We start from the raw sequence: 25,356 nt of genomic DNA on the forward strand, positions 1-25,356 counted from the left end.
GATCCGTGGTCCGCGGTGGTTTGCCCCGTGCCGCATATGAAGCAGGCGGGGGATCAGCCCGACCGGATACGATCCGGCAGGCCTGGGTGGAGCTGGAAACCTGAGAGTGTCCCTGCGCGGGAGGTTGAGTCCATACGCTCCGGGATAGGGTCGGAGGCTACACCGTCAGGATGTGCTGCTGCTGATGGGACCTGCAGTGTTGCGGCGGTCCAGAGAGGACGGCCGACTCAACAGAAGCACACGGTACTTTTCGAAACGTACTGTTCGAGATGCACAGTAGGTCGGCGTGAACGCCTCGCTACCCCTGGTGCCCTCTTATTTTAGCACCTTCCCGCTCCACTGCCAGCCGGAGGACCCGCCATGCCCCCGGCGTGTCGCCCGCGTCGATCAGGCGCCGCAGTGCCTCCTCGGCCGCGTCGGCGCCGGCCTCCCCGACGGCGAGGGTCAGCACGCTGGGCCCCGCACCGGAGATGGTGCTGGCGAACCCGGCGGCGCGCAGTCCGCGCAGCAGGGTGGCGCTCGGCAGCATGGCCGGCGCGCGGTAGTCCTGGTGGATCGCATCCTGCGTGGCCGGGAACAGCAGGGACGGGTCGGCGCCCAGCGCATGGACGATGAGGGCCGCCCTGCCGGCGTTGGCGGCGGCACTGGCGTGGGACACGGATGCCGGCAGCAGGGCACGGGCACTCTCGGTGGACAGCACCCGGTCGGGAACCGCGAGGATCGGGATGACGTCGGGGTGCACCTTGACGCGCGTGCTGTGGAACGCGCGGCCACTCTCCCAGGAGATCGCCAGGGCGCCCATGAGGGCAGGCGCCACGTTGTCCGGGTGGCCCTCGATCGAGGCAGCCCACTGCAGGAGGTGCGCGGCGTCCATCCGTTCCTCGGCCGGCAGCAGCGCGTTGCCCGCGAGGACCCCTGCGACGATCGCCGCCGCGGAGGATCCCATCCCCCTGCCGTGCGGGATCACGTTCACGGTGTCGAGGCGGAGCCCGGGAGCGCGGCGCCCCGCCCGATGGAGGGTGCTGATCAGGGAGCGCGCCACGAGGTGGCTCCCGTCGAGCGGCAGGTCGTCGGCTCCCTCCCCCGTGGGGCGCACGGTCGTCGTGCCCGACGTCGTCGTGCGGACGCGCACGGTGTCGTAGAGCGAGAGCGCGAGCCCGAGCGCGTCGAAGCCCGGCCCGAGGTTCGCACTCGTGGCGGGGACCCTGACCTCGACGTCCTGGCCGGTGTCGACGGCCGGGTGGTCGAGCCGGTCCTCCGGCAGGGGTGCCGCGTGCAGCATGTCAGTCCTCGAGTCCCAGCGCGGCGGCGACGCTCACGACGTCGAACTCCACCTTGGTGGGCTCGATGTCGGCCCCGTCGGCGTTGCGCAGCGCCCACTGGGGGTCCTTGAGGCCGTGGCCGGTGACGGTGATGACGATCGTCTTCCCGGTCGGGACGGCGCCCTCGGCGTGCTTCTTGAGCAGACCCGCGACACCCGCGGCGGACGCGGGCTCCACGAAGACGCCCTCGCGGGAGGACAGCCAGCGATGGGCGTCCAGGATCTCGTCGTCGGTCACGGCCTCGATGAGTCCGCCGGACTCGTCGCGGGCGGCGACCGCGAAGTCCCACGACGCCGGGTTGCCGATGCGGATGGCGGTCGCGATGGTGTCCGGCTCGGTGATCGGGTGCCCCTTGACGAGCGGGGAGGCGCCCTCCGCCTGGAAGCCCCACATGATCGGGGTGTGCGTCGCGACGGCCGGGAGCTCCCCGTGGTACATGGAGTCGTAGGGCGCGGCGTACTCCTTGTAGCCCTTCCAGTAGGCGCTGATGTTGCCGGCGTTGCCCACCGGCATCAGGTGGTAGTCCGGGGCGTCGCCGAGGGTGTCGACGACCTCGAAGGCCGCCGTCTTCTGACCCTCGAGGCGCGCGGGGTTCACGGAGTTCACGAGGAACACCGGGTACGCCTCCGCGAGCTTGCGGGCCACGTCGAGGCAGTTGTCGAAGTTGCCGTTGACCTGCAGCAGGTGCGCGCCGTGGGCGATCGCCTGGCTCAGCTTGCCCATCGAGATCTTGCCGTCCGGGACCAGTACGGCGCACGTGATGCCGGCCTGCGTGGCGTAGGCGGCGGCCGACGCGGACGTGTTGCCCGTGGATGCGCAGACCACGGCCTTCGCCCCGGCGGCGACGGCGGCGGTCATCGCCATGGTCATGCCGCGGTCCTTGAAGGATCCCGTGGGATTCATGCCCTCGACCTTGAGGTAGACGCTGGAACCCGTCAGCTCGCTCAGGTGCCGCGCGTACACGAGCGGCGTGCCGCCCTCGCCGAGGGTGATGACCTCGGTGGCGTCGGTGACGGGCAGGCGTTCGGCGTATTCGCGGATGACTCCGCGCCACTGGTGGGCCACTTAGATTCCCTCTACTCGGAGCACGGATGAGACGGCGGTGATGACGTCGAGCGCGGCGACCTGCGCGACGGTCGCTGCGAGGGACGCCTCCGGCGCGCGGTGGGTGACGATGCGCAGCTCGGCGGTGGTGCCGCCGTCGGGCCCGCCCTGGTGGATGCGCTGGCGCATGGTCTCGATGGAGACGCCGTTCTCGGCGAAGATCTGGGCGATCCGGGCGAGGACGCCCGGCTGGTCGGCGACCTCGAGCCCGATGCAGTAGCTGGTGCGGACGGTGTCGATGCTCAGCGGCGGGACGTGCCCGGTGGTGGTCTCGGTGCGGCCCGGGCCGCCGAGCACCATGCGGCGGGCGGCACTGACGACGTCGCCCAGCACGGCGGAGGCCGTGGGGGTGCCGCCTGCGCCCTGGCCGTAGAACATCAGTTCCCCGGCGTTCTCCGCCTCGATGAACACGGCGTTGAAGGCGCCGTGGACGGCGGCCAGCGGGTGGGAGCGTGGCAGGAGCGTGGGGTGGACGCGGACGCCGACCCCCGCCGCGCCGGCGTCGTCGGTGAGGATCTCCGCGATGGCCAGCAGCTTGATGACGTAGCCGTCCTCCGCCGCGGCCGCGATGTCGTCGGCCGTGACCGAGGTGATGCCCTCGCAGTGCACGTTCTCGAGGGCGAAGCGTGTGTGGAAGGACAGGGAGGCGAGGATCGCGGCCTTCGCGGCGGCGTCGTGGCCCTCGATGTCGGCCGTCGGATCCGCCTCCGCGTACCCGAGGTCCTGGGCGGCCTTCAGCGCGTCCGCGAAGGAGGCGCCCGTGGAGTCCATCTGGTCGAGGATGTAGTTGGTGGTCCCGTTGACGATGCCGAGGACGCGCGTGATGCGGTCGCCGGAGAGACTGTCGCGGATGGGGCGCAGGATGGGGATGGCTCCGGCGACGGCGGCCTCGTAGGAGAGCTGGACGCCGGCGGCGTCGGCCTGCTCGTAGAGCTCGGGCCCGTCCTGCGCGAGGAGCGCCTTGTTGCCGCTGACCACCGTGGCCCCGTGCTCGATGGCGCGGAGGATCAGGGACTTGGCGGGCTCGATGCCGCCCATCAGCTCGATCACGATGTCGGCGTCCTCGACGAGCTTCCCTGCGTCGAGCGTCAGGAGCCCGGCGGGCAGCTCGACGTCGCGCTCGGCGTCGAGGGTGCGGACGGCGACCCCGATGAGTTCGAGCGGCGCTCCGGCACGGCGGCCGAGGTTCTCCGCGTCCTCGAGCAGGATGCGGGCGACCTGGGAGCCGACGTTGCCGCAGCCGAGCAGGGCGACGCGGAGGGGCTGGCGGGAAGGCGTGGCTGGCGTGTTCATACGGTCCGTGGGGCTCCTGGTTCCGTGGCGGGCAAGGCGGGTTCGCGCTCGACGTCCCTGCGGAACAGGTCCTCCTCGGTCTCGCCGCGCACGATCAGCCGGGCACGGCCATCGGCCACCGCCACGACGGGCGGGCGCGTCAGGTAGTTGTAGTTGCTCGAGAGCACCCAGCAGTAGGCTCCGGTGCCCGGGACGGCGAGGAGGTCACCGGCTCCGGTGTCCTCGGGGAGGTAGACGTCCCGCACCACGATGTCACCGCTCTCGCAGTGTTTTCCAACCACGCGGGAGAGCACCGGGTCCGCCCCGGGCGTCCGGGACGCCAGGACGGCCGAATAATCCGCGCCGTAGAGCACCGGACGGGCGTTGTCGCTCATGCCGCCGTCCACCGACACATAGCGTCGCGGGTGCGTAACGGAGGCGCCCTGCAGTTCCTCGGAGCCGTTGGCCGCGGCGTCCACGCGCACGGTCTTGGTGATGCCGGTGGTGTAGAGGGTGAACGTCGTGGGACCGACGATGGCGCGGCCCGGCTCGATCGAGATCCGGGGGACCTTCAGCCGCAGCTCGCGGCAGGTCGTGCCGACGACGGACGCCATGGCACGGGCGATCTCCGCCGCCGGGCGCGGTTCGTCCTCCTCGGTGTAGGCGATGCCGTAGCCGCCGCCGAGGTCGAGCTCGGCGAGTTCGACGCCGTGCCGGTCCCGGACCTCCGCGAGGAAACCGAGCAGCCGCTGCGCGGCCAGTTCGAAGCCCTCGGGCTCGAAGATCTGCGACCCGATGTGGCAGTGCACGCCGAGGAGGTTGATGCCCGGGTGGGCGAGCGCGTCCGCGACGGCGCGCGCGGCGGGTGACGCGGCGCCGTCGGCCTGGGCCTCCTGTCCTCCCCCGGCCTGGCCAGGGCCCTGCTCGGTGGTCAGCGACAGGCCGAACTTCTGGTCCTCGTGCGCCGTGGCGATGAACTCGTGGGTGTGGGCGTGGACGCCCGGCGTCAGGCGGAGCATGACGTTGGCGCGGCGCCCGCGCTGCACGGCCAGGTCTCCGACGAGGGCGACCTCCTGCAGGCTGTCGACGACGATCCGGCCGAGGTCGGCGTCGATGGCGCGCGTGATCTCCGCCGCCGACTTGTTGTTCCCGTGCAGCCCGAGCCGGTGGCCGGGCATGCCGGCGCGGAGGGCGACCGCGAGCTCCCCACCGGAGCAGGTGTCGAGCCCCAGCCCCTCCTCGCGCACCCAGTGGGCCACTTCGGTGCACAGGAAGGACTTGCCCGCGTAGAACACGTCCACTCCCCCGCACAGGTCGCGGAAGGCGTCGTCGAAGGCGTCGCGGAACGTGGCGGCACGAGCGCGGAAGTCGCGCTCGGACATGACGAACAGCGGGGTGCCGTACTCCGCGGCGAGATCGGTCACGGAGACGCCGTCGATGAGCAGCACGCCGTCGTCGCCGCGCTCCACGTCCTCGGCCCACAGCTTCTGCTCCAGCCGGGCCTGGTCCTGCGGGACGGAGAGCCAGTGGGGCGCGAGCGGCGAGGCCCCGTTCGGTGCGGTCCCGTCCACGCTCACATCCTCTCCGGCGCGGAGACGCCGAGGAGGTCGAGGCCGTTGGCCAGGACCTGCTGCGTGGCGTTGTTCAGCCACAGGCGGGAGCGGTGCACGTCCTCGACGGGCGCGTCGCCGAGCGGCGCGACACGGCAGGCGTCGTACCAGCGGTGGTAGGTCCCGGCGATCACCTCGAGGTGGCGGGCCACGCGGTGCGGTTCGCGGAAGGTCGCGGCCTGGGCGACGACGCCGGGGAACTGGCCGAGGGCGGCCAGCAGTTCACCCTCCGTGGGGTGGCTGAGCGACGCCGCGTCGAAGGAGCCGGTGTCCACGCCCGCCGAGACGGCGTTGCGGGCGACGGCGTGGGTCCTGGCGTGCGCGTACTGCACGTAGAACACCGGGTTCTCGTTGGTGCGGCGGGTCAGCAGGTCGAGGTCGATGTCGATGTTCGAATCCGCGGAGAACCGGGCGAGCGTGTACCGGGCGGCGTCCACGCCGACGGCGTCCACGAGGTCCTCGAGGGTCACCACCGTGCCGGCGCGCTTGGACATACGGACGGGCGCGCCGTTCTGCATGAGGTTCACCATCTGGCCGATGAGCACCTCGACACTGGCGGGGTCGTCGCCCAGGGCAGCTGCGGCGGCCTTCAGGCGGGCCACGTACCCGTGGTGGTCGGCGCCCAGCATGATGATGTTGAGGTCGAAACCACGGCGGCGCTTGTTGACGAAGTAGCCGATGTCGCCGGCGATGTACGCGGGAGCACCGTCGGACTTGATGACGACGCGGTCCCGGTCGTCGCCGAAGTCCGTCGACCTCAGCCACCAGGCGCCGTCCTCGAAGAAGAGGTTGCCTGATTCCTTCAGCTGCTCGAGCAGGCCGCCGACGAAGTCGTTCTCGAACAGCGAGTGCTCGTGGAAGTAGACGTCGAAGTCCACGCCGAAGTCGTGGAGCGACGCCTTGATGTCGGTGAACATGAAATCGACGCCGACCGCCCGGAAGCGCTCGACGGCGTCGGCCTCGGGGAGCGTCAGGATGTCGGGTTCGGCCGCGACCACGCGCTGCGCGATGTCCTCGATGTACTGGCCGCCGTAGCCGTCGTCGGGGGCGGGCCTGCCCGCGGCGCTGGCATGGAGCGAGCGCGCGAACCGCTCGATCTGCGCTCCATGATCGTTGAAGTAGTACTCCCGCACCACGCTGGCGCCCTGCGACTGGAGCACGCGGGCAAGCGCGTCCCCCACCGCAGCCCAGCGGGTCCCGCCGATGTGGATGGGGCCCGTGGGGTTCGCAGAGACGAATTCGAGGTTGATCTTCTGGCCGGCGAGCGCCGTGCTCCCGCCGTACGCGGGGCCTGCCTCCACGATCGTGCGGGCCAGCTCGCCGGCCGCTCCGGCATCGAGCGTGATGTTGAGGAAGCCCGGGCCCGCGATGTCCACGCTCTTCACGCCCTCGATGCCGGCGAGTCGTTCGCTGAGGATCTGGGCGAAGTCGCGGGGGTTCATCCCCGCCTTCTTGCCGAGCTGCAGGGCGATGTTCGTGGCCCAGTCGCCGTGCTCGCGGTTCTTCGGCCGCTCCACCCGCACCTCCGACGGGAGGTCGACCGTGAAGTCACCGGCCTCGACGGCGGCCTTCAGGCATGCGGAAATAGCGGCAGAGAGTTCTTCGGGAGTCACTCGTCCAGCATAGCGGCGCGGCCCCGACCGCCCGGATTTTCGTGACGTGGGTCAAGTGTCCGTGGAACCATGCGGTCGAACCGTCCAGAGTGGCCACGGAAACGAATGGATCAGTAGATCGTTGGTCCGACCACAGATGTTAGTTTCAGGTTCAATGATCCCGACGGTTCGGACGCCCGCCCCGTCTCGCCGCGGCACCCCGACAGGAGCACCCAGTGACCAGTACAGGCCCGACCCGAACCACTGCACGCGCGGCATCCGCCACGCCCGGCTTCCCCCGCCACAGGAGGATCCTGACGGCGCTCGCCGCCGTGTCGATCCTCGGCGCTGCAGGGTGCGCCGGTGCCGATGCCGAGGAACCCGCCGCAGGCACGCCGGGATCGGAGCAGCCGGCGGCCGACGCCCCGGCGCAGACGCCGGCGGCCGGTGGATCGTCCGGCGGGGCCTACAAGGACGGCACCTACAGCGGGACGGGCAGCTACCAGTCCCCGGCCGGGCAGGAGGAGGTGGGTGTGACGCTCACCCTCGAGGCCGACGTCGTCACCGCCGTCGAGGTGGAGCCGATGCCGGACAACCCCACCACGACCGAGTACCAGGGCCGTTTCGCGGGCGGGATCTCCGACGCCGTCGTCGGGAAGAAGCTGGACGAACTCTCCGTGGACAAGGTGGCAGGATCCTCCCTGACGAGCGGCGGGTTCAACGACGCCCTGGGCAAGATCAAGAGCGAAGCGCAGCTCTAGGCGCGCCGGCGTGGCGGATTCCTTCAGCTTCGAGGCGATCGGCACCGGCTGGCGCGTGGACACCGGCGCTGCGCTCGTGCCCGGCCAGCGGGCCCGGCTGCTCCATCTCGCCCAGGAGTACGATGCCGTCTACTCGCGGTTCCGCACCGACTCGGGCGTCGCGGCGCTCGCCGCTGCCGGCGGCTCATTGCCCCTGCCTCCCCACGGTGCGGAGCTCGGGCGCCTGCTGCGTTCGCTCCACGACCTCACGCACGGCGGCGTCTCGCCGCTCGTCGGCGACCCGCTCGCCGCGCTGGGCTACGACGCCGGCTACTCGCTGACTCCCACGCGGGCCCCCGCCCCCGCCCGGGCCTGGGACGACGTCCTGACCTGGACGGACGACGGCGTCACGCTGCGGGAACCGGCGATCCTCGACGTCGGCGCGGCCGGCAAGGGGCAGCTCGTCGACCTCATGCTGGAATACCTGCGCGCCGAGGGCCACGAGGACGTCCTGGTCGATGCCAGCGGGGACATGCGCCGGGCTGCCGGCGGCACCATCACCGTCGCCCTCGAACACCCCTACGACCCGTCGTCGGCGATCGGTGCGGTCGGTCTGGGGACGGGCGCACTGTGCGCGTCCGCCTCGAACCGCCGCGCATGGGGCGACGGCCTGCACCATGTCCTGGACGCGAGGACCGGCCGGAGCGTGGACACCGTCGTCGCGACCTGGGTGCTGGCCGCTGACGCCATGACGGCCGACGGCCTGTGCACCGCACTGTTCCTCACCGATCCCGCGGACCTCGCGGGAACGTTCGAGTTCGACTACGTCCTGATGTACTCGGACGGACGAGCCCGCTATTCCGCACCCCTCGCAGGAGCCCTGTTCTCATGACCGCAGTACTCGACGGCCTCCTGGGCCGCATGACCATGTACCGGCTGACGCTGACACTCCTGGCGATCCTGACCGTCGAGGCACTGGTCCTCTCCCTGGCCGGCCTGCTCGCGTTCACCCCGGCCGAGATCGCCGGAACCCTGGTGGCTGCCGTGGGCGGCACGATCATCGGCACCCGGCTGATGGCGCTGATCCTCCGGCTGAGGCCCCACGGCGAGTCCTCGCTCATCACGGGACTGATCCTGTTCCTGATCATGTTCCCGTCGGACACGGGAGCCGGTCTCGGGGGCATCCTCGCGGCGGGCGTGGCGGCCGGAGCCTCGAAGTTCCTCCTGGCCGTCAGGGGACGGCACGTCTTCAACCCGGCGGCGACGGGCGCGGTCGTCGCCACCCTGCTCGGGGTGGGGGTTGCCGGGTGGTGGGTCGCGAACGCCTACATGCTTCCGGTCGTCGTGGTGGGCGGCGCGCTCCTGCTCTACCGGACGCGGAAGCTGTCCATGGCGGCCGTGTTCCTCGTGGTCACCGTCGGCGTCCTGCTCTACGGCCTGATGCAGAACGGGATGATGCCCGGAGCCGGCCTCCAGCTCATCCTGACCTCCTACCCCGTCCTGTTCCTGCTCGGCTTCATGATGACCGAGCCCCTGACCCTGCCGCCGCTGCGGTGGCAGCAGTGGTCCGTCGCCGCCGTCGTGGGTCTGGTGTTCGCCCTCCAGCTGTCCATCGGTCCGGTGTTCCTCGGGCCCGAATTCGCCCTCGTGCTCGGCAACGCCATCGCCTTCTTCATGGGACAGCGCGGCGGCGTACGGCTCTCCCTTGCAGGGCGGCGGCAGCTGACGCCGACCAGCACCGAACTGGTCTTCCGGACCGGGCGCCCGGTGCGCTTCCGGGCCGGGCAGTACATGGAGCTGAATCTGCCGCACCCCGGGCCCGACGGCCGCGGCAGCCGCCGGGTCTTCAGCATCACCTCCGCCCCGCAGCGACGCGATGCCGTGACGTTCGGCCTGCGGACCGCGGAGGCGGGCAGCTCCTTCAAGAACGCCCTCCTCGACCTCCCGGACGACGCGCGCGTCACGGGAACGCTCGTCGGCGGTGACTTCCACCTCCCCCGCGATCCGGCCCTTCCCCTGCTGCTGGTCGCCGGCGGCATCGGCGTGACGCCGTTCATCAGCCACCTCCGCGACCTCGGCGAGCGCGGCGAGGCGCGCGACGTCGTCCTCGTCTACGCGGTCCGCAGCGAGCAGGAGATCGCCTTCCGCGACGAGCTGGCCGGCCTGGGCACGCGCGTCGTGCTGTTCATGCCGACGACCGGACCGGTCCCGGCCCTGCCCGAGGGGTGGACCCTCGCGGGGGCCGAGCCGACGGCGGACCGCCTCCTGGCGGCGGTGCCGGACCTGCCCGGCCGGAAGGTGCTCATCTCGGGCTCTCCCGCGTTCATCGGGCGCCTGCGGGCGCAGGTACGCGCGGCGGGCGTCCCGCGCGTGACGACGGATGCCTTCCTGGGGTACTGAGCCCCCTGGTTCGCCGGCCGATCCGGTCGGGGCCTGTTCCGCGCTCGCGATGCGGCCTACTCTGGGCCACACGGTGGCCGGTGAGGAAGAGGAGTGAGCGATGAGGATAGCCCTGACGAGTCTGTTCGTCGACGACCAGCGGAAGGCACTCGCCTTCTACACCGAGGTGCTCGGTTTCGTGAAGCGCCAGGACATCCCTCTCGGCATGCATTCCTGGCTCACCGTGGTGTCCCCCGAAGCGCCGGACGGACCCGAGCTGCTGCTGGAACCGTCCAGCCATCCGGCGGTGAAGCCGTACCGGGACGCCCTCGTCCACGACGGCATCCCACTGGCCCAGTTCGCGGTCGGCGACGTCGAGGCCGAGCACACCCGGCTGACCGGCCTGGGGGTGGTCTTCACCCAGCCGCCGCTCGACATCGGTGCCGCCGTCGTGGCGATCTTCGACGACACGTGCGGCAATCTCATCCAGCTGATGGAACCGAAGCCGGAGGAGTGACCGCGGGCCGGCGGCGCCGGGGACGGTCCGGGCAAACCAGGAACCAATAATTGTTGAACAATCCGATGAACTCGGGCATCCTAGAGGAACCACTCAGGAGAGACGAGGATCACAATCGTTCACATCGACCTCAACAGCGACGTCGGCGAATCGTTCGGCAACTGGACCATGGGCGACGACGCCGCGATCTTCCGCTCCGTCTCCAGCGCCAATGTCGCGTGCGGCTTCCACGCCGGGGAACCCTCCACCATCGCGCAGACCTGCCGGGATGCAGTGGCCGCGGGCGTGACGATCGGCGCGCACGTCGGCTACCGGGATCTGGTCGGGTTCGGCCGCCGCTTCATCGACTGTTCCCCCACCGAGCTGGCCGACGACGTCCTCTACCAGATCGGCGCGCTCGACGCGATCTCCCGGGCGGCCGGCGGCACCATCAGGTACGTGAAACCCCACGGCGCCCTCTACAACACCATCGTCACCCACGAGGTCCAGGCACAGGCCGTGGTGGATGCCGTCAAGGCGTTCGGCGGCGACCTTCCCCTGCTGCTCCTCCCCGGCTCCGTGGCACTGAAGGCCGCGGAGAAGGCGGGCCTCCGCGGGGTGGCCGAAGCCTTCGCGGACCGGGCCTACAACCCCGACGGCACGCTGGTCTCCCGCCGCGAACCCGGCGCCGTCCTCCACGACGAGGACGAGGTCTCGGCCAACATGGTCCGACTCGCCGGCGACGGTGTCATCATCGCCCGCGACGGTTCGACCATCAGGACCACTGCCGAGAGCATCTGCCTCCACGGCGATACCACCGGTGCCGTGTCCATGTCCGCCGCTGTCCGCCGTGACCTCGAGGCCGCCGGCATCGAGATCCGGAGCTTCGTGTGACCCCTCCCGAGATTCGCTGGGCCGGGCCGCGCGCCCTCCTGATCCAGCTGGAATCGCTGGAGTCGGTCCTCACGGTGCACGCGTACCTGCAGCAGCACCCGCTCCGCGGGCAGGTCGACGTGCTCGCCGCCGCCCGGACCGTCCTGGCCGTCTTCGATTCCGGCACCAACGCCCGTGCCGCCCGCGCCGCCGTCGCGCAGGTGGACACCGCACCCTCCGAAGGCGCGGCCGCAGCCGGTGATCCGGTGCGGATCGAGGTGGTGTACGACGGCGACGACCTCGCCGAGGTGGGGCGCCTCACCGGCCTCGACCCCGACGGCGTCATCGCCGTGCACACCGGCCAGCTGTGGACCGCAGCGTTCGGCGGTTTCGCCCCGGGGTTCGCCTATCTGGTCGGGGAGAACGGGTCGCTCACGGTCCCCCGTCGCAGCACGCCGCGTACCGCGGTCCCCGCCGGGGCGGTGGCGCTGGCCGGTAACTTCTCGGCCGTCTATCCGCGCCGTTCGCCCGGCGGCTGGCAGCTGATCGGACGGACCGCGTCCCGGCTCTGGGACCTGGACCGGGAGCAGCCGGCCCTCCTCCGACCGGGGACCGCGGTGCGGTACGTGGCCGTCCGGGAGTCGGTCACGCTGACCGCCCCTGCCACCGACGCCACCCCGTCGCCGGCCACGCCCGCGGAAGCCGGACCGTCGCTCGAGATCCTCGCGCCCGGACCGCAGTCGCTCATCCAGGACCTGGGTCGGCCCGGCCTCGGCGACGTGGGCGTCTCGAAAGCCGGTGCCGCCGATACCGCGAGCGCACGACAGGCCAACCGGCTGGTCGGGAACGCACCCGGTGACGCGGTCATCGAGACGATCCTCGGCGGCCTCACCGTCAGGGCCCGCGGGGAACTCACCGTCGCGCTGACCGGCGCGCCCACGCCCGCCGGGATCGGCCGTGACGACACCCCCCGTCCGGCCCCCATGTGCTCACCGTTCGCCCTGCACGACGGCGAAACCCTCCAGTTGGACGCGCCCGACGCGGGGCTGCGCACCTATCTGGCGATTCGCGGCGGGATCGACGTGCCGGAGGTGCTGGGCAGTCGGTCGACCGACGTGATGTCGGGGATCGGTCCGGCTCCCCTCGCTGCGGGGACCGTGCTTCCGGTCGGCGTGGTGGACCAGGGCCGCACGGTCGGCGCTGCCGAGCCGTCCACTCTTCCCGCCACCGTCCGGTCGGGAACGCACGGACCGGTGGTCCTCCGCATCACCGGTGGTCCCCGCCACGACTGGTTCACCGATGAATCCCTCAGGGCGCTCACCGGCCAGAGCTGGAGCGTGACGGCCGAATCGAACCGGATCGGGGTCCGCCTCGCCGTGGGTGGACCGGACGGTGCAGCACCGGGAACCACGCCGGGCCCGACCACGGAGAAGACCGGCACGCCGTTGCAGCGCCTCACCACCGACGAGCTGCCGAGCGAGGGGGTCGTCGCCGGTTCGTTGCAGGTGCCACCCTCGGGCCTGCCCGTGCTCTTCCTCGCCGACCATCCGGTGACGGGCGGGTATCCGGTGATCGGCGTCGTCGTCCCCGAGGACCTGGGCGTCGCCGCCCAGCTGGCGCCGGGAACCCGCCTGCGGTTCCAGGCAGTGGATCCCGAAGACCTGCAGCCGATCCCCCGGCCGCACCAGCACCCGCCCACCCGAAGCTCGTGAAAGTAGCAGCCATGAAGAAGGTCCTGATCGCCAACCGCGGCGAGATCGCCGTCCGCATCGCCCGCGCGTGCACCGATGCGGAACTCAGCTCGGTGGCCGTGTATTCCGAGCCCGACGCCGATGCCCTCCATGTCCGCCTCGCCGACGAGGCCTACGCCCTGAACGGATCGGCCGGCGCCGACACGTACCTCGACATGGACAAGCTCCTCGCCGTCGCCGCCAGGGCCGGCGCGGACGCGGTGCACCCGGGCTACGGCTTCCTCTCCGAGAACGCCGACTTCGCGCAGGCCGTCCAGGACGCGGGGCTCATCTGGATCGGCCCGTCACCCGCCGCGATCCGGAGCCTGGGGAACAAGGTCACGGCCCGCGAGATCGCGGTCAAGGTGGGTGCCCCGCTGGTCCCCGGGTCCGACGGACCGGTCGCCGACGCCGAGGAGGTCCGCGCGTTCGCGGAACAGTACGGCGTCCCCGTCGCCATCAAGGCCGCCTACGGGGGTGGCGGGCGCGGGTTGAAGATCGCCCACCGGTTGGAGGACATCGACGACGCCTTCGACTCGGCGGTCCGCGAGGCCACCGTCGCGTTCGGCCGTGGCGAATGCTTCGTCGAACGGTTCCTGGACAAGCCCCGACACGTCGAGGCGCAGGTCCTCGCGGACACGCACGGGAACGTCGTCGTCGTCGGTACCCGCGACTGCTCGCTGCAGCGCCGCAACCAGAAGCTGGTCGAGGAAGCCCCCGCACCGTTCCTGACCGACGACCAGCGCACCCGCATCCACGAGTCGGCCCGCGCCATCTGCCGCGAGGCCGGCTACACCAGCGCCGGCACCGTCGAATACCTGGTGGCACCCGACGGCGTGATCTCCTTCCTGGAGGTCAACACCCGCCTGCAGGTGGAACACCCGGTGACCGAGGCGACGTCGGGCATCGACCTGGTCCGTGAACAGTTCCGCATCGCCGCCGGCCTGAGCGTCAGCATCACCGAGGACCCGGCGCCGCAGGGCCACGCCATCGAGTTCCGGCTCAACGCCGAGGACGCCGGCCGAGGATTCCTGCCCTCCCCCGGCCCGGTCGACGTGTTCGAGGCTCCCACCGGGGCCGGCATCCGCGTGGACACCGGGGTGCGCTCCGGGTCCAGCGTCCCCGCCGAGTACGACTCCCTGATGGCCAAACTCATCGTCCACGGCGAGGACCGGCCGCAGGCGCTCCGCCGCGCCCGCGCCGCCCTCGACGAACTGCGGATCGAGGGCCTTCCCACGGTGGTCCCCTTCCACCGGGCGGTGGTCCGGGACCCCGACTTCACCGATCCTGACCGGCTCGGGGTCTACACCACGTGGATCGAATCGGCGTTCGCCGGACGCCTGGACGCCGCCCTCTCGAGCGGGGTGGCGGGGCGTCCGGCCCGGCGGGAGACCCTGACCGTGGAGATCGACGGCAAGGCCGTGCAGCTGGGGCTCCCCGCCGTGATCTTCACCGCCCTGATGACCGGCAACGGTGCCACCGGCGCCGTCGTGCCGTCCCCCGACCCGACGACGGACGATCATGGCTCGGTCACGGCCTCCATGGGCGGCACCCTGGTGACGTGGCTGGCCGACGACGACGCCGCCGTCGGCGCGGGACAACCCGTCGCGGTGATCGAGGCCATGAAGATGGAGACCGAGGTCCTGTCGACGATCGCCGGCACCTTCCGCCGCGGCGGGCAGCAGCCGGGTGCCGCCGTCGCACGCGGAGAGGTGCTGGGCGAGGTCCTGGGCGCAGTGGACTAGCATCGGTTCGTGACGAGGGATGGGGGAAGACCATGGCGATAGAGGCAGCAGCGGAGCCCGACAGCGTGATCGCGGGGACCGCCGAACACGCGCACACGGCGGCATGGATCGCCACCGTGTTGCGGGGTCGCATCGCCGCCGGTGAGCTCACGCCCGGGTCGAAGCTGTCGGAACAGGCGCTGTCGACGGCGCTCGGCGTCTCCCGCAACACGCTGCGCGAGGCGTTCTCCACGCTCGCCGGCGAATCGATGGTCACCCGGATCCCCAACCGCGGCGTGTTCGTGGCCTCCCCCGGGATCGAGGAGGTGCGCGAGATCTACCGCGTACGCCGGATGATCGAACCCGCCGCGGCGCTGTGGGGCGAGGTCACGCCCGAGGTGCTCGACGCGATGGAGTCCATCGTCCAGAGGGCGCAGGCAGCGCGCGACGCGGGAACGGTCGCCGACATGGCCGACGCCAACCAGGCGCTGCACAGCGCCGTGGTGGGCCTCACCGGGAGCGAATCCCTCCGGACGCTGATGGACCGCGTGCTCGCCGAGATGCGCCTCGTGTTCCACGCCATGGCCTCGGCTCCGGACTTCCACAGCCACTATGTGGACCGCAACGTACAGCTCGTGGAGCGGCTCCGGGCCGGGCACCGGGAGGAGGCGGCCTCCGGCCTGCGCGCCTATCTGGACTCCGCGGAGGCCGAGCTCCTGGGCCGCCTCGCCGACGAGGCCGGATAGGACCGACCGCACGGCCTAGGGCACCAGGTAGTCGCTGTCCCGGGCGTCGGTGATGAGCATGTGCCCCGGCGCATGACCGATGGCCAGCGGGGGCCGGGACTGCATGACGGCCGCCTGCGGGGTCACCCCGCAGGCCCAGAACACCGGCAGGTGCCCCTCGGGAACCCGTACCGCGTCCCCGAAGTCCGGCGACTGCAGGTCGATCCCCAGCTCCTCCGGATTGCCCACGTGGACGGGGGCGCCGTGGACGGCCGGATAGCGGGAGGTGATGCGGACGGCGTCGGCCACCTGGGCGGCCGGGACCGGGCGCATCGACACCACCAGTGGACCGGACATGGCACCGGCCGGAGCGGCCTCCCGGTTCGTCCGGTACATCGGCACGTTCACGCCCTGATCGAGGTGCGCGATCCTGACGCCGCCGTCCTGCAACGCGGCCTCGAAGGTGAAGGAGCAGCCGAACAGGAAGGTCACCAGGTCATCGCGCCAGTGGGCTTCGACATCGGTGGGTTCATCCACCAGAAGGCCGTCGTGGTAGACGGTGTACCTCGGGACGTCGGTCCTGATGTCCCCGCCGACCAGCAGCGGCCCGGAGGTCTCACCGGGCTCCAGCACCCCGAGGACGGGGCACGGCTTGGGATTGCGCTGGGCGAAGAGCAACAGATCGAACGCCTGATCCCGCGGGATCGACAGCACGTTCACCTGCGCGTAGCCGCGGGACCAGCCCGACGTCGGCGTCACCAGTCCGGCACGGAAAGCGGCGCGCGCGTCGGCGGGCAGCATCGCCGCCGGATCGCTGGGCATCCCCGCGGACGCAGCCCCTAGCCCCACAGCTTCGCCAGACCTGTCAGTGAGGTGTAGCCGAGGAACAGGGTCAGGAACCAGGTGACGATGCCGACGATCAGCAGCCACTTCGGGTAGGTGTACCCGTGCATCAGGTCGCGGCGGCGCCAGGCGACGAAGAGGAGCACACCGAAGCCGACCGGCAGGATCAGGCCGTTGAACGCGCCGGCGAAGATCAGCAGTTCCTGGGGCGCTTGACCGAGGAAGAGGTAGGCCACGGCGCAGCCTGCGATGAAGGCGACGGTGATGAGGTTCCGCTTGCGTTCCGGTGTCTTCGAAGTGGTGATGAAGGAGACGGAGGTGAACGCGGCACCGATCACCGAGGTGATCGCGGCGGCCCAGAGGACGATGCCGAAGACCCGCATGCCGATCTCGCCGGCCGCGATGCCGAAGGCCTCGGCGGCCATGTTGTCGCTGGTCAGCACCGCGCCGCCGGCGACGACGCCGAAGATCGCCAGGAACAGCAGCACCCGCATGACGCCGGTGACCAGGATGCCGATCACCGAGCTGCGGGTGATCTGCCGGACGTTGTCCGGGCCGGTGACACCGGAGTCGAGCATGCGGTGCGCGCCGGCGTAGGTGATGTAGCCGCCCACGGTGCCGCCCACCAGGGTGGTGATGATGAGGAAGTCGATCTGTTCCGGCAGGACCGCGTTCTTGAGCGCTTCGCCGACGGGCGGGGCGGCGACGATGGCCACGTAGATCATCAGGAGGATCATGATGGCACCGAGGATCACCACGATGCGGTCCAGTGCCATGCCGGCCTTCTTGCTCACGAAGATCATGATCGCGATGACCGCCGAGATGGCGCCACCGATCTTGGGCTCGATACCGAGCATCGCGTTGGCGCCGAGCCCGGTGCCGGCGATGTTGCCGATGTTGAAGACGACGCCGCCGATGAAGACGAGTCCGGCCAGGAACCAGCCGATGCCCGGAAGGACCTTGTTGCCGAGCTCGTGCGCGCGGAGCCCCGAGACCCCGATGACGCGCCAGACGTTCATCTGCACCGCGATGTCGATGAGGATCGAGGCCAGGATGGCGAACGCGAACGCTGCGCCGATCTGAGCGGTGAACACGGTGGTCTGGGTGATGAAGCCAGGCCCGATGGCGCTGGTGGCCATGAGGAACATGGCCCCCAGCAGTGCGGTGCGCCGAGCGGAGGAGCTCAGCTTCGGTCTGTTCTGGGTATCTGCCATGGGCCCGTCCATTACATCAAGGTGACTGGAGTCACATCCTGTGGTGGGGATGACCCTACAGGTTGTTGAACAATCCGCGCAAGGTATTGTTCAACAACTTCTGAGCAGGCGGTTCGCCCGCAGCGGGGTGACACCGTGGTCGCTGTCCCCCGGACTGTCGTGACCAATCGGAGGTCAGGACGAAGGGCCGTTCTCCCACGATACGAAAGCCGGTCTCCGGGTGGGTGATCTCCTCACCGCGGGCTTCCGGTCGAACTACCATCCCGAACTCGTGGCGGACCACCTATAATCGGCGCGGCCACCTGCGGCAGCATCACCGAGTGGGACCGACAGGGGACCCTGTTCCTGAGCGGGCTTTCGCCGGGCAACGTTGCTCGAGCCGGCCCGGATCATCGTCCCGTAGCCGTCATCACCAAGGGCGTCCGGCAACGATCACGGGACAACGACCACCTTGCCGAGCGCATGCCCGGTCCCGACGTAGGCGAGGGCCTGCGGCACCGCCTCGAGCGGAAAGGTGCGGTCGATGTGGATGCGAAGATCGCCGTCGATGCACCGCTGCGCGACGGGCTCGAAGTGCGCGGGGCCTTCCCTGACAGCGAGGACCCCGAGCCGCCGTCCGGTCAGCAGGCCCAGCGCGGTTCCGAGGGTCACGACCTGCAGTAGTGTCCGGGTGGTTCCGCCCACGCAGAGGTACCGGCCGCCGCGGGTCAGCGCCCTCCGGTAGGCGAACGCGGATCGGTGGGCCACGAGATCCAGCACCAGGTCATAGGGTTCGAGCCTGGTGAAGTCCTGGCGGCGGTAGTCGATCACCTCATGGGCCCCGAGGCTCCGCATGAAGGCGAGTTTGTCGGCGTTGTCCACGGCGGTCACGTGGGCGCCCGAGGACCTCGCGAGCTGGATCGCGAACGATCCCGAACCGCCGCCCGCCCCGTTGATCAGCACACGCTGCCCGGGGTGTGCGCGGGCGGTGCCCTGGAGGGCGATCGAACCTGCCTGCGGCAGCGTCGAAGCCTCGGCGGACGTCAGCTCAGCAGGCTTGCGGGTGAGCGCGGCTTCGGGGACCACGGCGTACTCGGCGAAGCCGCCCTTGAGTCCCAGATTGTCGCCGTACACCTCATCGCCCCGCCGGAACCGGGTGACCCCGGAGCCGACGGCGGCCACCCGCCCGGCGATGTCGGAGCCGAGCACCCTGCGGGCCGGGGCGCGCAGCCCACCGAGCCGAGCGTACATCGGGGTGCCGAGGAGCCCCTCCCAGTCCGAGAGGTTGATCGATGTCGCGACGACCTCGACGAGCACCTGGTGTGCTCCGGGCGTCGGAACCGGGACGTCCTCCAGCCTCAGCACGTCCGGCGGGCCGTAGCGCTCGTACACGACGGCCTTCATCCGGCACTGCCGGCCGTGGAACAGACGTGATCAACCATGCGGGTCAGGATACGCCGGGTGGAAGGGACACGCCGGGCCCACGGATCGCATCCAGATCCATCGCCTGAGGATCCACCCGCCGTGCGATCAGCCCTCCCATCGTTCAGGACCACCCGGGACCTGCGGGTCCGGATCTGGGCGAGTCGCCCGGCACCTCCTAGTCTGATGCTCACGGGGGAAGACGCCGAGTCGGGTGCGCGAAGGAGTGCGGAATGGCTGAAGGAACGAAGAACGATCCATGGCGGTTGGTGACGGCTCCGGGATCCTCGGACTACACGATGTACGAGGACCCCCTGGCCGACCCCCCGGCGCTCGTCTGCCAGGTGGGCTCGACGACCCTGAGATACCACCGGCAGGCCATCGGCGACCTGCATGCCTGGCTGCTGGAGCAGGGCGGCTGGGTCCCACTCGGCGCGGCGGACGAGACGAAGCCTGCGCCCGAGGGCAGCGTCGAGGCGTGGGGCAGGGATGCCTCCAACCCGGTGAACGGCTGGTACGGGCTGAGAAAAGGCTATCGGGGTCGGTTCGGCATGTACCTGCCGCCGTTGCTGGAGGCTCTCGGTCTGGTCGAACTCACGCATGAGAAGCGCAACAACAAGGTTCGCGCGATCGCCTGAACTCGCGGGACGCGGCCGCCTCATCTGCGCCAGCACCACCACCGGCATGAACTGCACGGCCTAAAACTCCGTGCGCGCGAACGCGGAGCACAGCGGCCCCAATGCCACTCCCGTCTGCCGTCAATAGCTTGCTGCAGTCCCCTGCGGAGCTGCTGGATCCCCTCGGCAGGAGTGGCGCCACCGGAGGCACCACGCATCGCCGCGGGATCTACCATGCTGGATCTACCATGAGGTACGGGCGTGGGTCCGCCACGTGCGCACGAGGTGTGGAGGAACCATGAGAGCAGCACGCTATTACGGACGAGGGGACATCCGTGTCGATGAGGTCCCCGAGCCCGAGGTGGGGCCCGGCACGGTGGGCATCGATGTGGCCTGGTGCGGGATCTGCGGCACGGATCTGCACGAGTACCTCGAAGGCCCGATCTTCTGCCCCACCCACGAGACCCCTCACCCGATCTCGGGCGAAACGCTGCCCATCACGCTGGGCCACGAGTTCTCCGGCGTCGTCTACGCCGTAGGCGACGGCGTCGACGACCTCGCAGTAGGCCAGCATGTCGTCGTCGAGCCCTACATCATCGGCGACGACGTCGAGACCGGCCCGGAGAGCACGGACTACCACCTGTCCGAGAACATGAACTTCATCGGCCTCGCCGGACGCGGCGGTGGTCTCGGCGAGAAGATCGCCGTGCAACGACGCTGGGTGCACCCCATTGCCGCGTCGGTGCCCCTGGACCAGGCAGCGCTGATCGAACCCCTGTCCGTGGGCTATCACGCCGTGAACCGGTCCGGGGCGCAGGCCGGGGACGTGGCCCTGGTGGGTGGAGCGGGACCGATCGGCCTGCTGACGGCCGCCGTCCTCAAGGCCCTGGGCGTCACGGTGGTGGTGTCCGAGCTCAGCCCGCTGCGACGCCAGAAAGCGCTCGAGTCCGGGGTGGCCGATCATGCACTGGATCCCCTTGCCACGGATGTCGCTGCCGAGGTGCGCAAACTGACCGGAGGGAAGGGCGCGGACGTGGCATTCGAATGCACGAGCGTGCAGGTGGTCCTGGACACCCTCATGGACGCATTGCGGCCCACGGGTGTGCTGGTCGTGGTCTCGATCTGGGGCAAGCGGTCGGACTTCGACATCCACAGGCTGGTGATGAAGGAGATCGACCTGCGCGGCACCATCGCCTACGGCAACTCCCACCCCGCGACCATCGAACTGGTGGAGTCGGGGAAGATCGACCTCGCTCCCTTCATCACCGGCAGGATCGGACTCGACGGACTCGTGGAGGAGGGGTTCGACACGCTGATCCATCGGAACGAGACGGCCGTCAAGATCCTCGTCTCACCCTCCGGCACGGGCCTCTGACCGCGGCAGGCAGATAGCTGCCTGTTGCTGCGCACGAGGCGACCCGCCGACGGATCATGAGCCGTTCGGCGGGTCGTCGGCGCTCGGACACCGCGAACGAGCGCCGACGTCCGGGCTATGAGGCTCGGGGCGCCCAGTGGGCCTAACCGCCCCAGACGGAGGTGGATCCGGAATGACCCGTGACGATGCTCTGGTACACGATGGCCAGTCCGCCGACGATCCCCAGGACGACGGCGAGGGCCCCGACCCAGCGCGCGCCCAGGAGGTTCCGTAGTCCACCGAGCCGGCGGGACCTGATGAGGGCCTGTGGGAATGCCGCAGCGATCTGGGCCGCGACGATGACGAAGAAGACGACCGCCAGGGTCTTGAACAGGTCCCCCTGTTCCGCGTGCACTTCGATGACCGCCGACTCCGGCATGGTGTGCTCGAGCTGTTCCCCTGCCTCCGCGGTCAGGATGGACAACGGGACGAGGACGACGGCCAGGACGCCCAGCGGCCACGCCAGCCGGGACCGCAGACGCGGCAGGCCGGCGAACAGGAGGGACAGGATCCCGGCGACGGGTGCCAGGACGACCACCCCGTGGATGAGGAGGATATGGGCCGGAAGGCCACCGATTTCAAGCACGATAGGACTCCTTCTTCGGGACCGCAGCAACGAGGGGTGATGGAACCGGGACGTCCAGGCGGATGAAGCAGGAGGCTATGCCTGGCGGGGTTCGTACCGCACCGTCATCGCGACCATCATGGTCCGCTCCGCTGGGTGAGCGCCGGGAGTCGTTCGGCCCGGTTCCCGCAGGGGCCCGGACGGACGCACCGGGCCCTGCGTGCACCCCGTGGCGGCAGGTCAGTGGCCGGATCCGGTGACGATCTTGTTCCGTTCCGACTCGTGCGCACCGCCCTTCTTCGCCAGCGTGGAGCACGCCTCCTCGATGTCGCGGGCGAGCGTATCGACGTGCTCGCGACTCATCGTCTCCTTCACCAGGGCCCGCATGATCGTCACGTTCTGGGCGTCCGGCGGCAGGGTGTACGCCGGCACCATCCAGCCGCGTTCGGCCGAGAGCTGCCAGGCGATGTCGAACTCGTTGTATCCGGGGTCGGAGGCCAGCCGGAACGCGACCAGGGGAAGTTGCTCCTCGTCGGGGCCGATGATCTCGAACCGGCCCATGGCGTCCAGCTTCCCGGCGAGGACACGGGCGTTGGTCTGCATGTTCTGCATGATGTACGTGTAGCCGGCGCGGCCGTAGCGGACCAGGTTGTAGTACTGGGCGAGAACCATCGCCGAGCCTGTGGAGAAGTTCAGCGTGAAGGTCGAATCGGTCTTGCCGAGGTAGTTCTCCTCGAACACGAGGTCCTTGGCGAGGTCGGCCTTCTCCCGGAAGATCAGCCAGCCGATGCCGGGATAGACCAGCCCGAACTTGTGCCCGGAGACATTGATCGAGCGGACCTGCTCGAGCCGGAAGTCCCACTCGGAGTGCGGGTAGAGGAAAGGCCAGACGAACCCTCCGCTCGCTGCATCCACGTGCAGCGGCACATCGAGCCCTCGTTCGTTCCTGATCCGGAGCAGCAGGTCGTTGATGCCGACGACGTCGTCCTTGTGCCCGGTGAACGTCGTTCCCAGGACGGCTGCGACGCCGATGGTGTTCTCGTCGATGTACGGCTGCACATCGTCCGGGCCGATGGTGTACTTCCCCGGCTGTAGCGGCACGATCCGCGGCTCGACGTCGAAGTAGCGGCAGAACTTCTCCCACACCACGTGTACGTCGCCGCCGAACACGAGGTTGGGGCTCGACGTCGACGCACCGGCGGCCTCGCGACGCTTGCGCCAGTTCCACTTCAGGGACAGACCGCCGAGCATGATCGCCTCGGACGACCCCTGGGTCCGGGCTCCCGTCGTCTCGCCGGGTGCGTGGAAGAGGTCGGCGAGCATCCGGATGCAGCGCTGCTCGATCTCGGCCGTGCGGGGATACTCGGCGTGGTCGATGAAGTTGCGGTGCAGGTTCGCGGCGATGATCCGCTGGGCCTCCGGCTCCATCCACGTCGTCACGAAGGTCGCCAGGTTCCGGGCTGGATCGCCCTCCAGCGCCAGGTCCTCCGACACCAGGCGCAACGCATCCTGGGCAGAAATGCCGGTCTCCGGGAACTCCCGGCTCGGAACCTCCTCGGTGATGAATCGGTTGCCGAACAATGCCGCGTCGGCGTTCGTCTGGTGGGAATCTACTGACATGACTTCTCCTTCAGGAACAGGTGACAGGGGCTTACGGATGGATTCCCTGGTCCGCAGGAACCGGGGCACCGGTGGGTTCCGGACTCAGCATCAGGATCGCGCCGGTGAGGAAGCACAGTGCTCCCACGAATGTGCCGAGACCGGACAGCTCGGCGTTCCAGACGTCGCCGCTGGACGGGACGACGAAGGCCGCGACGGCCGAGATGCCGAAGGCGACAGAGCCGGCCATGTTGACCACACCGATCGTCCACGTCCGGGGCCTGAGCCGGCCTGCGGCGGCACTGCGACGGGCATATCGCAACGCCACACCGCTTGACACGAGGAATGCCACGGAGCCCAGCGCGTCGGGTCGCCATACCCGCTGCTCGGTCAGCTCCGTACTGAGACCGACCAGCAGCGCGTTCGCCGTGCTCCAGTTGAACCACAGGGTGCCGGCGAGTTGGATCGCCGCCGCGAGCCAGACGAGATCCCGTGGCGCCCAGACCCAGAACGAGCGGCCGGCCGTGGTGTCCGCAGCGGGGAGCGCGTCGACGGCGTCGCGGTACTGCAGGTACGCCGCACCGGTGAAGAACAGGGAGCCGACGAAGAAGGTGAGTCCACACCAGCGCGATCCCACGGCCTCCGCGTACGGCGGCACCACACCCAGGGCGAACAGACTCGAGCCGATGATGAACAGCCACGCGATCCGCCGGTCCTGGACGGTCGATCGGGCCGCCCTCGACCTCCCCGGTGCATGGTCGACACCCGACCGGGCCGGCGGCCTGACGCCCCCGCGATCGTGCGGTGTCCCGTGCTCCTTCGGACCCGGATCCGGGAGAACATTGATGATCACGAAGGCCACCGCCACAGCCACCACCACCTGGGGTGTCACGGCCACCCCGTCGGCGCCCAGCAGCAGCGTGGCCAGCAGTGTCGCCGTCAACGGCAGCCGCAGCATGGCTGCGCACATGGCGCCCATGCCCATGCCGATCCCTGCCGCGAGATCCATTCCCGGCAGCCCGCTCGCAGCGATACCGAGCGCCGCGCCGATGAACATCGACGGGAACACCGGACCACCACGAAAGGCGCTCAGCGAGAGCCCGTAGACCAGGGTCTTGCAGACGATCAGCAGGACCAGCACGGGAAGCGAGTAGTCCGCGGCGTTTCCGACCAGCTCCGGGAGTGCCTCCTGCCCCGAGAACAGCACCTGCGTGAAGGTGCGACCCGAGATCACCTGGTACGCCATCGCAGTCAGGCCGATCAGCAGGCCCAGCGCGGTGGTCACCAGGACCCGGCTCCGATGCACGACCGGGCGAAGCGACAGCGCGGCCCGGCGGATCAGCCATCCCAGCAGGGCGCCGACGACGCCCATGATCACCGCCCAGCCCAGCGTCGCCAGGGTCGGCGGTTCCGCGGGCGGCACCACGGGCAGTGCCAGCGAGAAGCTGCCCAGCCCGGTCCAGCCGTCCAAACCGACGAAGACCAGCGCCCCGACGCCGGAGGCGAGCAGCCCGGGCAGGGCGACCAGGCTCAGTGTCATCCCCCCGATCCCCGCGGCCTCCATGATCAGGAACGCGCCGAGCACAGGAGAGCCGAGCAGGGTACTGATCGCTGCGAAGCTGCCGGCCGATGCCATGATCGTCAGGGCCATCGGCGGAGCGTCCTTCTTCACCAGGTGGATCGCCAACGCACCGAGGCCGCCACCGATCGCGATCAGCGGGCCTTCCGGCCCGAGCACTGCACCAAGGCTGAGCGTGGTCAGCGCAGCGAGGACGATGCCCACGAGCTCCCGACCGTTGGCCGGAGCGCCGCCCGCCGTGAAGCCGGCAGCGGGTGAGTGGCCCCCGGTGCCCGGCAGGTACCGGATGGTCAGTGCCGTCAGCAGCCCGCACAGCATCACCCACGGGACCGGCCACCACGCCGGAGCAGCGCCCCCGAGGACCTGATCCGGCAGCCCGACGAAGACGAACTGCTGGATCGCCGCGACCGACGCGAGGAAACCGTACGCAATGATCGAGACGGGTACCCCCAGGACGGCCGCCAGGACGAGCGCGGCGAGGTAGGACCGAGAACGGATCACAGCGATCGGGTCCAGTCCGGCCGAGGACGCAGCGGGGCCGTTCATGCCCGACCACC

The 25,356-nt window shown here is 70.1% G+C and carries 21 protein-coding genes; 10 read left to right on the forward strand and 11 right to left on the reverse strand.

Features of this window, described 5'->3' with window-relative positions; all coding sequences use genetic code 11:
- Positions 1 to 298 precede the first annotated feature (298 nt).
- Genes thrB through argS form a run of 5 tightly spaced genes read right to left on the reverse strand, consistent with a single transcriptional unit; the run spans position 299 to position 6,921 of the window.
- The gene (gene thrB / locus RY94_RS14135; protein WP_043446099.1) at positions 299 to 1,282 is read right to left on the reverse strand and encodes a homoserine kinase; all 984 of its coding nucleotides are present in this window, start codon (positions 1,280 to 1,282) and stop codon (positions 299 to 301) included.
- Position 1,283: 1 nt separating this feature from the next.
- Positions 1,284 to 2,387, reverse strand: a complete 1,104-nt coding sequence (thrC, locus tag RY94_RS14140; RefSeq protein WP_043446102.1) for a threonine synthase — start codon at positions 2,385 to 2,387, stop codon at positions 1,284 to 1,286.
- A complete protein-coding gene (locus RY94_RS14145; RefSeq protein WP_043446104.1) occupies positions 2,388 to 3,719 on the reverse strand; it encodes a homoserine dehydrogenase in 1,332 nt (443 codons plus the stop codon).
- Positions 3,716 to 5,269 carry a diaminopimelate decarboxylase gene (gene lysA / locus RY94_RS14150; protein WP_052274377.1) on the reverse strand — a complete coding sequence of 518 codons (1,554 nt, stop codon included), beginning with the start codon at positions 5,267 to 5,269 and terminating at the stop codon, positions 3,716 to 3,718. Before lysA ends, RY94_RS14145 begins: the two co-directional genes overlap by 4 nt.
- Before the next feature lie 2 nt (positions 5,270 to 5,271).
- Positions 5,272 to 6,921 carry an arginine--tRNA ligase gene (gene argS, locus RY94_RS14155; RefSeq protein WP_043446106.1) on the reverse strand — a complete coding sequence of 550 codons (1,650 nt, stop codon included), beginning with the start codon at positions 6,919 to 6,921 and terminating at the stop codon, positions 5,272 to 5,274.
- A gap of 215 nt (positions 6,922 to 7,136) precedes the next feature.
- Here argS and RY94_RS14160 point away from each other — a divergent pair, with 215 nt between their 5' ends.
- The 8 genes from RY94_RS14160 (at position 7,137) to RY94_RS14195 (ending at position 15,588) form a co-directional block, all read left to right on the forward strand.
- Positions 7,137 to 7,661, forward strand: coding sequence for an FMN-binding protein (locus tag RY94_RS14160; protein WP_231554532.1), 525 nt, complete (start codon positions 7,137 to 7,139; stop codon positions 7,659 to 7,661).
- Between the two features lie 10 nt (positions 7,662 to 7,671).
- On the forward strand, positions 7,672 to 8,532 hold the full coding sequence (locus RY94_RS14165) for an FAD:protein FMN transferase (RefSeq protein ID WP_043446109.1): 861 nt from the start codon (positions 7,672 to 7,674) through the stop codon (positions 8,530 to 8,532).
- The gene (locus tag RY94_RS14170; protein WP_043446112.1) at positions 8,529 to 10,040 is read left to right on the forward strand and encodes an FAD-dependent oxidoreductase; all 1,512 of its coding nucleotides are present in this window, start codon (positions 8,529 to 8,531) and stop codon (positions 10,038 to 10,040) included. Before RY94_RS14165 ends, RY94_RS14170 begins: the two co-directional genes overlap by 4 nt.
- Positions 10,041 to 10,140: 100 nt before the next feature.
- Entirely contained in the window at positions 10,141 to 10,536 is a 396-nt protein-coding gene (locus RY94_RS14175; RefSeq protein WP_043446115.1) for a VOC family protein, read from the forward strand.
- A gap of 114 nt (positions 10,537 to 10,650) precedes the next feature.
- Positions 10,651 to 11,409 carry a LamB/YcsF family protein gene (locus RY94_RS14180; RefSeq protein ID WP_043446118.1) on the forward strand — a complete coding sequence of 253 codons (759 nt, stop codon included), beginning with the start codon at positions 10,651 to 10,653 and terminating at the stop codon, positions 11,407 to 11,409.
- Entirely contained in the window at positions 11,406 to 13,100 is a 1,695-nt protein-coding gene (locus RY94_RS14185; RefSeq protein ID WP_052274380.1) for a 5-oxoprolinase/urea amidolyase family protein, read from the forward strand. The genes RY94_RS14180 and RY94_RS14185 overlap by 4 nt, the downstream gene beginning before the upstream one ends.
- An 11-nt stretch (positions 13,101 to 13,111) precedes the next feature.
- Entirely contained in the window at positions 13,112 to 14,863 is a 1,752-nt protein-coding gene (locus RY94_RS14190) for an acetyl/propionyl/methylcrotonyl-CoA carboxylase subunit alpha (protein WP_043446120.1), read from the forward strand.
- Between the two features lie 32 nt (positions 14,864 to 14,895).
- Positions 14,896 to 15,588 (forward strand): GntR family transcriptional regulator, encoded by a 693-nt coding sequence (locus RY94_RS14195; protein ID WP_052274381.1) that lies wholly within the window; start codon positions 14,896 to 14,898, stop codon positions 15,586 to 15,588.
- Between the two features lie 15 nt (positions 15,589 to 15,603).
- Here RY94_RS14195 and RY94_RS14200 read toward each other — a convergent pair whose 3' ends face one another.
- The 3 genes from RY94_RS14200 to RY94_RS14210 form a co-directional block, all read right to left on the reverse strand.
- Positions 15,604 to 16,389, reverse strand: coding sequence for a putative hydro-lyase (locus RY94_RS14200; RefSeq protein WP_043446123.1), 786 nt, complete (start codon positions 16,387 to 16,389; stop codon positions 15,604 to 15,606).
- Positions 16,390 to 16,406: 17 nt separating this feature from the next.
- The gene (locus tag RY94_RS14205; protein ID WP_043446835.1) at positions 16,407 to 17,624 is read right to left on the reverse strand and encodes an NRAMP family divalent metal transporter; all 1,218 of its coding nucleotides are present in this window, start codon (positions 17,622 to 17,624) and stop codon (positions 16,407 to 16,409) included.
- 432 nt (positions 17,625 to 18,056) lie between these two features.
- Positions 18,057 to 19,007, reverse strand: coding sequence for an NAD(P)-dependent alcohol dehydrogenase (locus RY94_RS14210; RefSeq protein WP_043446126.1), 951 nt, complete (start codon positions 19,005 to 19,007; stop codon positions 18,057 to 18,059).
- A 251-nt stretch (positions 19,008 to 19,258) separates the two neighbouring features.
- Between RY94_RS14210 and RY94_RS14215 the strand changes: the two genes are divergently transcribed.
- Positions 19,259 to 19,663 carry a DUF6855 family protein gene (locus RY94_RS14215; protein ID WP_043446128.1) on the forward strand — a complete coding sequence of 135 codons (405 nt, stop codon included), beginning with the start codon at positions 19,259 to 19,261 and terminating at the stop codon, positions 19,661 to 19,663.
- A gap of 277 nt (positions 19,664 to 19,940) precedes the next feature.
- Positions 19,941 to 21,017: a 2,3-butanediol dehydrogenase gene (locus RY94_RS14220; protein ID WP_043446131.1), complete on the forward strand. Its 1,077-nt coding sequence runs from the start codon at positions 19,941 to 19,943 to the stop codon at positions 21,015 to 21,017.
- A 142-nt stretch (positions 21,018 to 21,159) separates the two neighbouring features.
- Here RY94_RS14220 and RY94_RS14225 read toward each other — a convergent pair whose 3' ends face one another.
- The 3 genes from RY94_RS14225 to RY94_RS18465 all read right to left on the reverse strand — a co-directional run bounded on the left by RY94_RS14225 (position 21,160) and on the right by RY94_RS18465 (position 25,345).
- Complete coding sequence (locus tag RY94_RS14225) at positions 21,160 to 21,642, reverse strand: hypothetical protein (protein WP_043446134.1); 483 nt, start codon at positions 21,640 to 21,642, stop codon at positions 21,160 to 21,162.
- Between the two features lie 219 nt (positions 21,643 to 21,861).
- A complete protein-coding gene (locus RY94_RS14230; RefSeq protein WP_043446137.1) occupies positions 21,862 to 23,241 on the reverse strand; it encodes a glutamate decarboxylase in 1,380 nt (459 codons plus the stop codon).
- A gap of 31 nt (positions 23,242 to 23,272) precedes the next feature.
- A complete protein-coding gene (locus RY94_RS18465; RefSeq protein ID WP_231554533.1) occupies positions 23,273 to 25,345 on the reverse strand; it encodes a chloride channel protein in 2,073 nt (690 codons plus the stop codon).
- Between the last annotated feature and the right edge of the window lie 11 nt (positions 25,346 to 25,356).

It is taken from the genome of Arthrobacter sp. L77 (assembly GCF_000816565.1).
Taxonomy (GTDB): domain Bacteria; phylum Actinomycetota; class Actinomycetes; order Actinomycetales; family Micrococcaceae; genus Arthrobacter_D; species Arthrobacter_D antioxidans.

What these genes read in the sequence shown, in the direction of transcription:
- RY94_RS18465 (WP_231554533.1), bottom strand. Translation starts at nt 25,345, where the DNA reads ATGAACGGCCCCGCTGCGTCCTCGGCCGGACTGGACCCGATCGCTGTG.
- RY94_RS14145 (WP_043446104.1), bottom strand. Translation starts at nt 3,719, where the DNA reads ATGAACACGCCAGCCACGCCTTCCCGCCAGCCCCTCCGCGTCGCCCTG.
- RY94_RS14170 (WP_043446112.1), top strand. Translation starts at nt 8,529, where the DNA reads ATGACCGCAGTACTCGACGGCCTCCTGGGCCGCATGACCATGTACCGG.
- thrB (WP_043446099.1), bottom strand. Translation starts at nt 1,282, where the DNA reads ATGCTGCACGCGGCACCCCTGCCGGAGGACCGGCTCGACCACCCGGCC.
- RY94_RS14200 (WP_043446123.1), bottom strand. Translation starts at nt 16,389, where the DNA reads ATGCCCAGCGATCCGGCGGCGATGCTGCCCGCCGACGCGCGCGCCGCT.
- RY94_RS14220 (WP_043446131.1), top strand. Translation starts at nt 19,941, where the DNA reads ATGAGAGCAGCACGCTATTACGGACGAGGGGACATCCGTGTCGATGAG.
- RY94_RS14175 (WP_043446115.1), top strand. Translation starts at nt 10,141, where the DNA reads ATGAGGATAGCCCTGACGAGTCTGTTCGTCGACGACCAGCGGAAGGCA.
- RY94_RS14205 (WP_043446835.1), bottom strand. Translation starts at nt 17,624, where the DNA reads ATGGCAGATACCCAGAACAGACCGAAGCTGAGCTCCTCCGCTCGGCGC.
- RY94_RS14210 (WP_043446126.1), bottom strand. Translation starts at nt 19,007, where the DNA reads ATGAAGGCCGTCGTGTACGAGCGCTACGGCCCGCCGGACGTGCTGAGG.
- RY94_RS14190 (WP_043446120.1), top strand. Translation starts at nt 13,112, where the DNA reads ATGAAGAAGGTCCTGATCGCCAACCGCGGCGAGATCGCCGTCCGCATC.
- RY94_RS14215 (WP_043446128.1), top strand. Translation starts at nt 19,259, where the DNA reads ATGGCTGAAGGAACGAAGAACGATCCATGGCGGTTGGTGACGGCTCCG.
- RY94_RS14230 (WP_043446137.1), bottom strand. Translation starts at nt 23,241, where the DNA reads ATGTCAGTAGATTCCCACCAGACGAACGCCGACGCGGCATTGTTCGGC.
- RY94_RS14195 (WP_052274381.1), top strand. Translation starts at nt 14,896, where the DNA reads ATGGCGATAGAGGCAGCAGCGGAGCCCGACAGCGTGATCGCGGGGACC.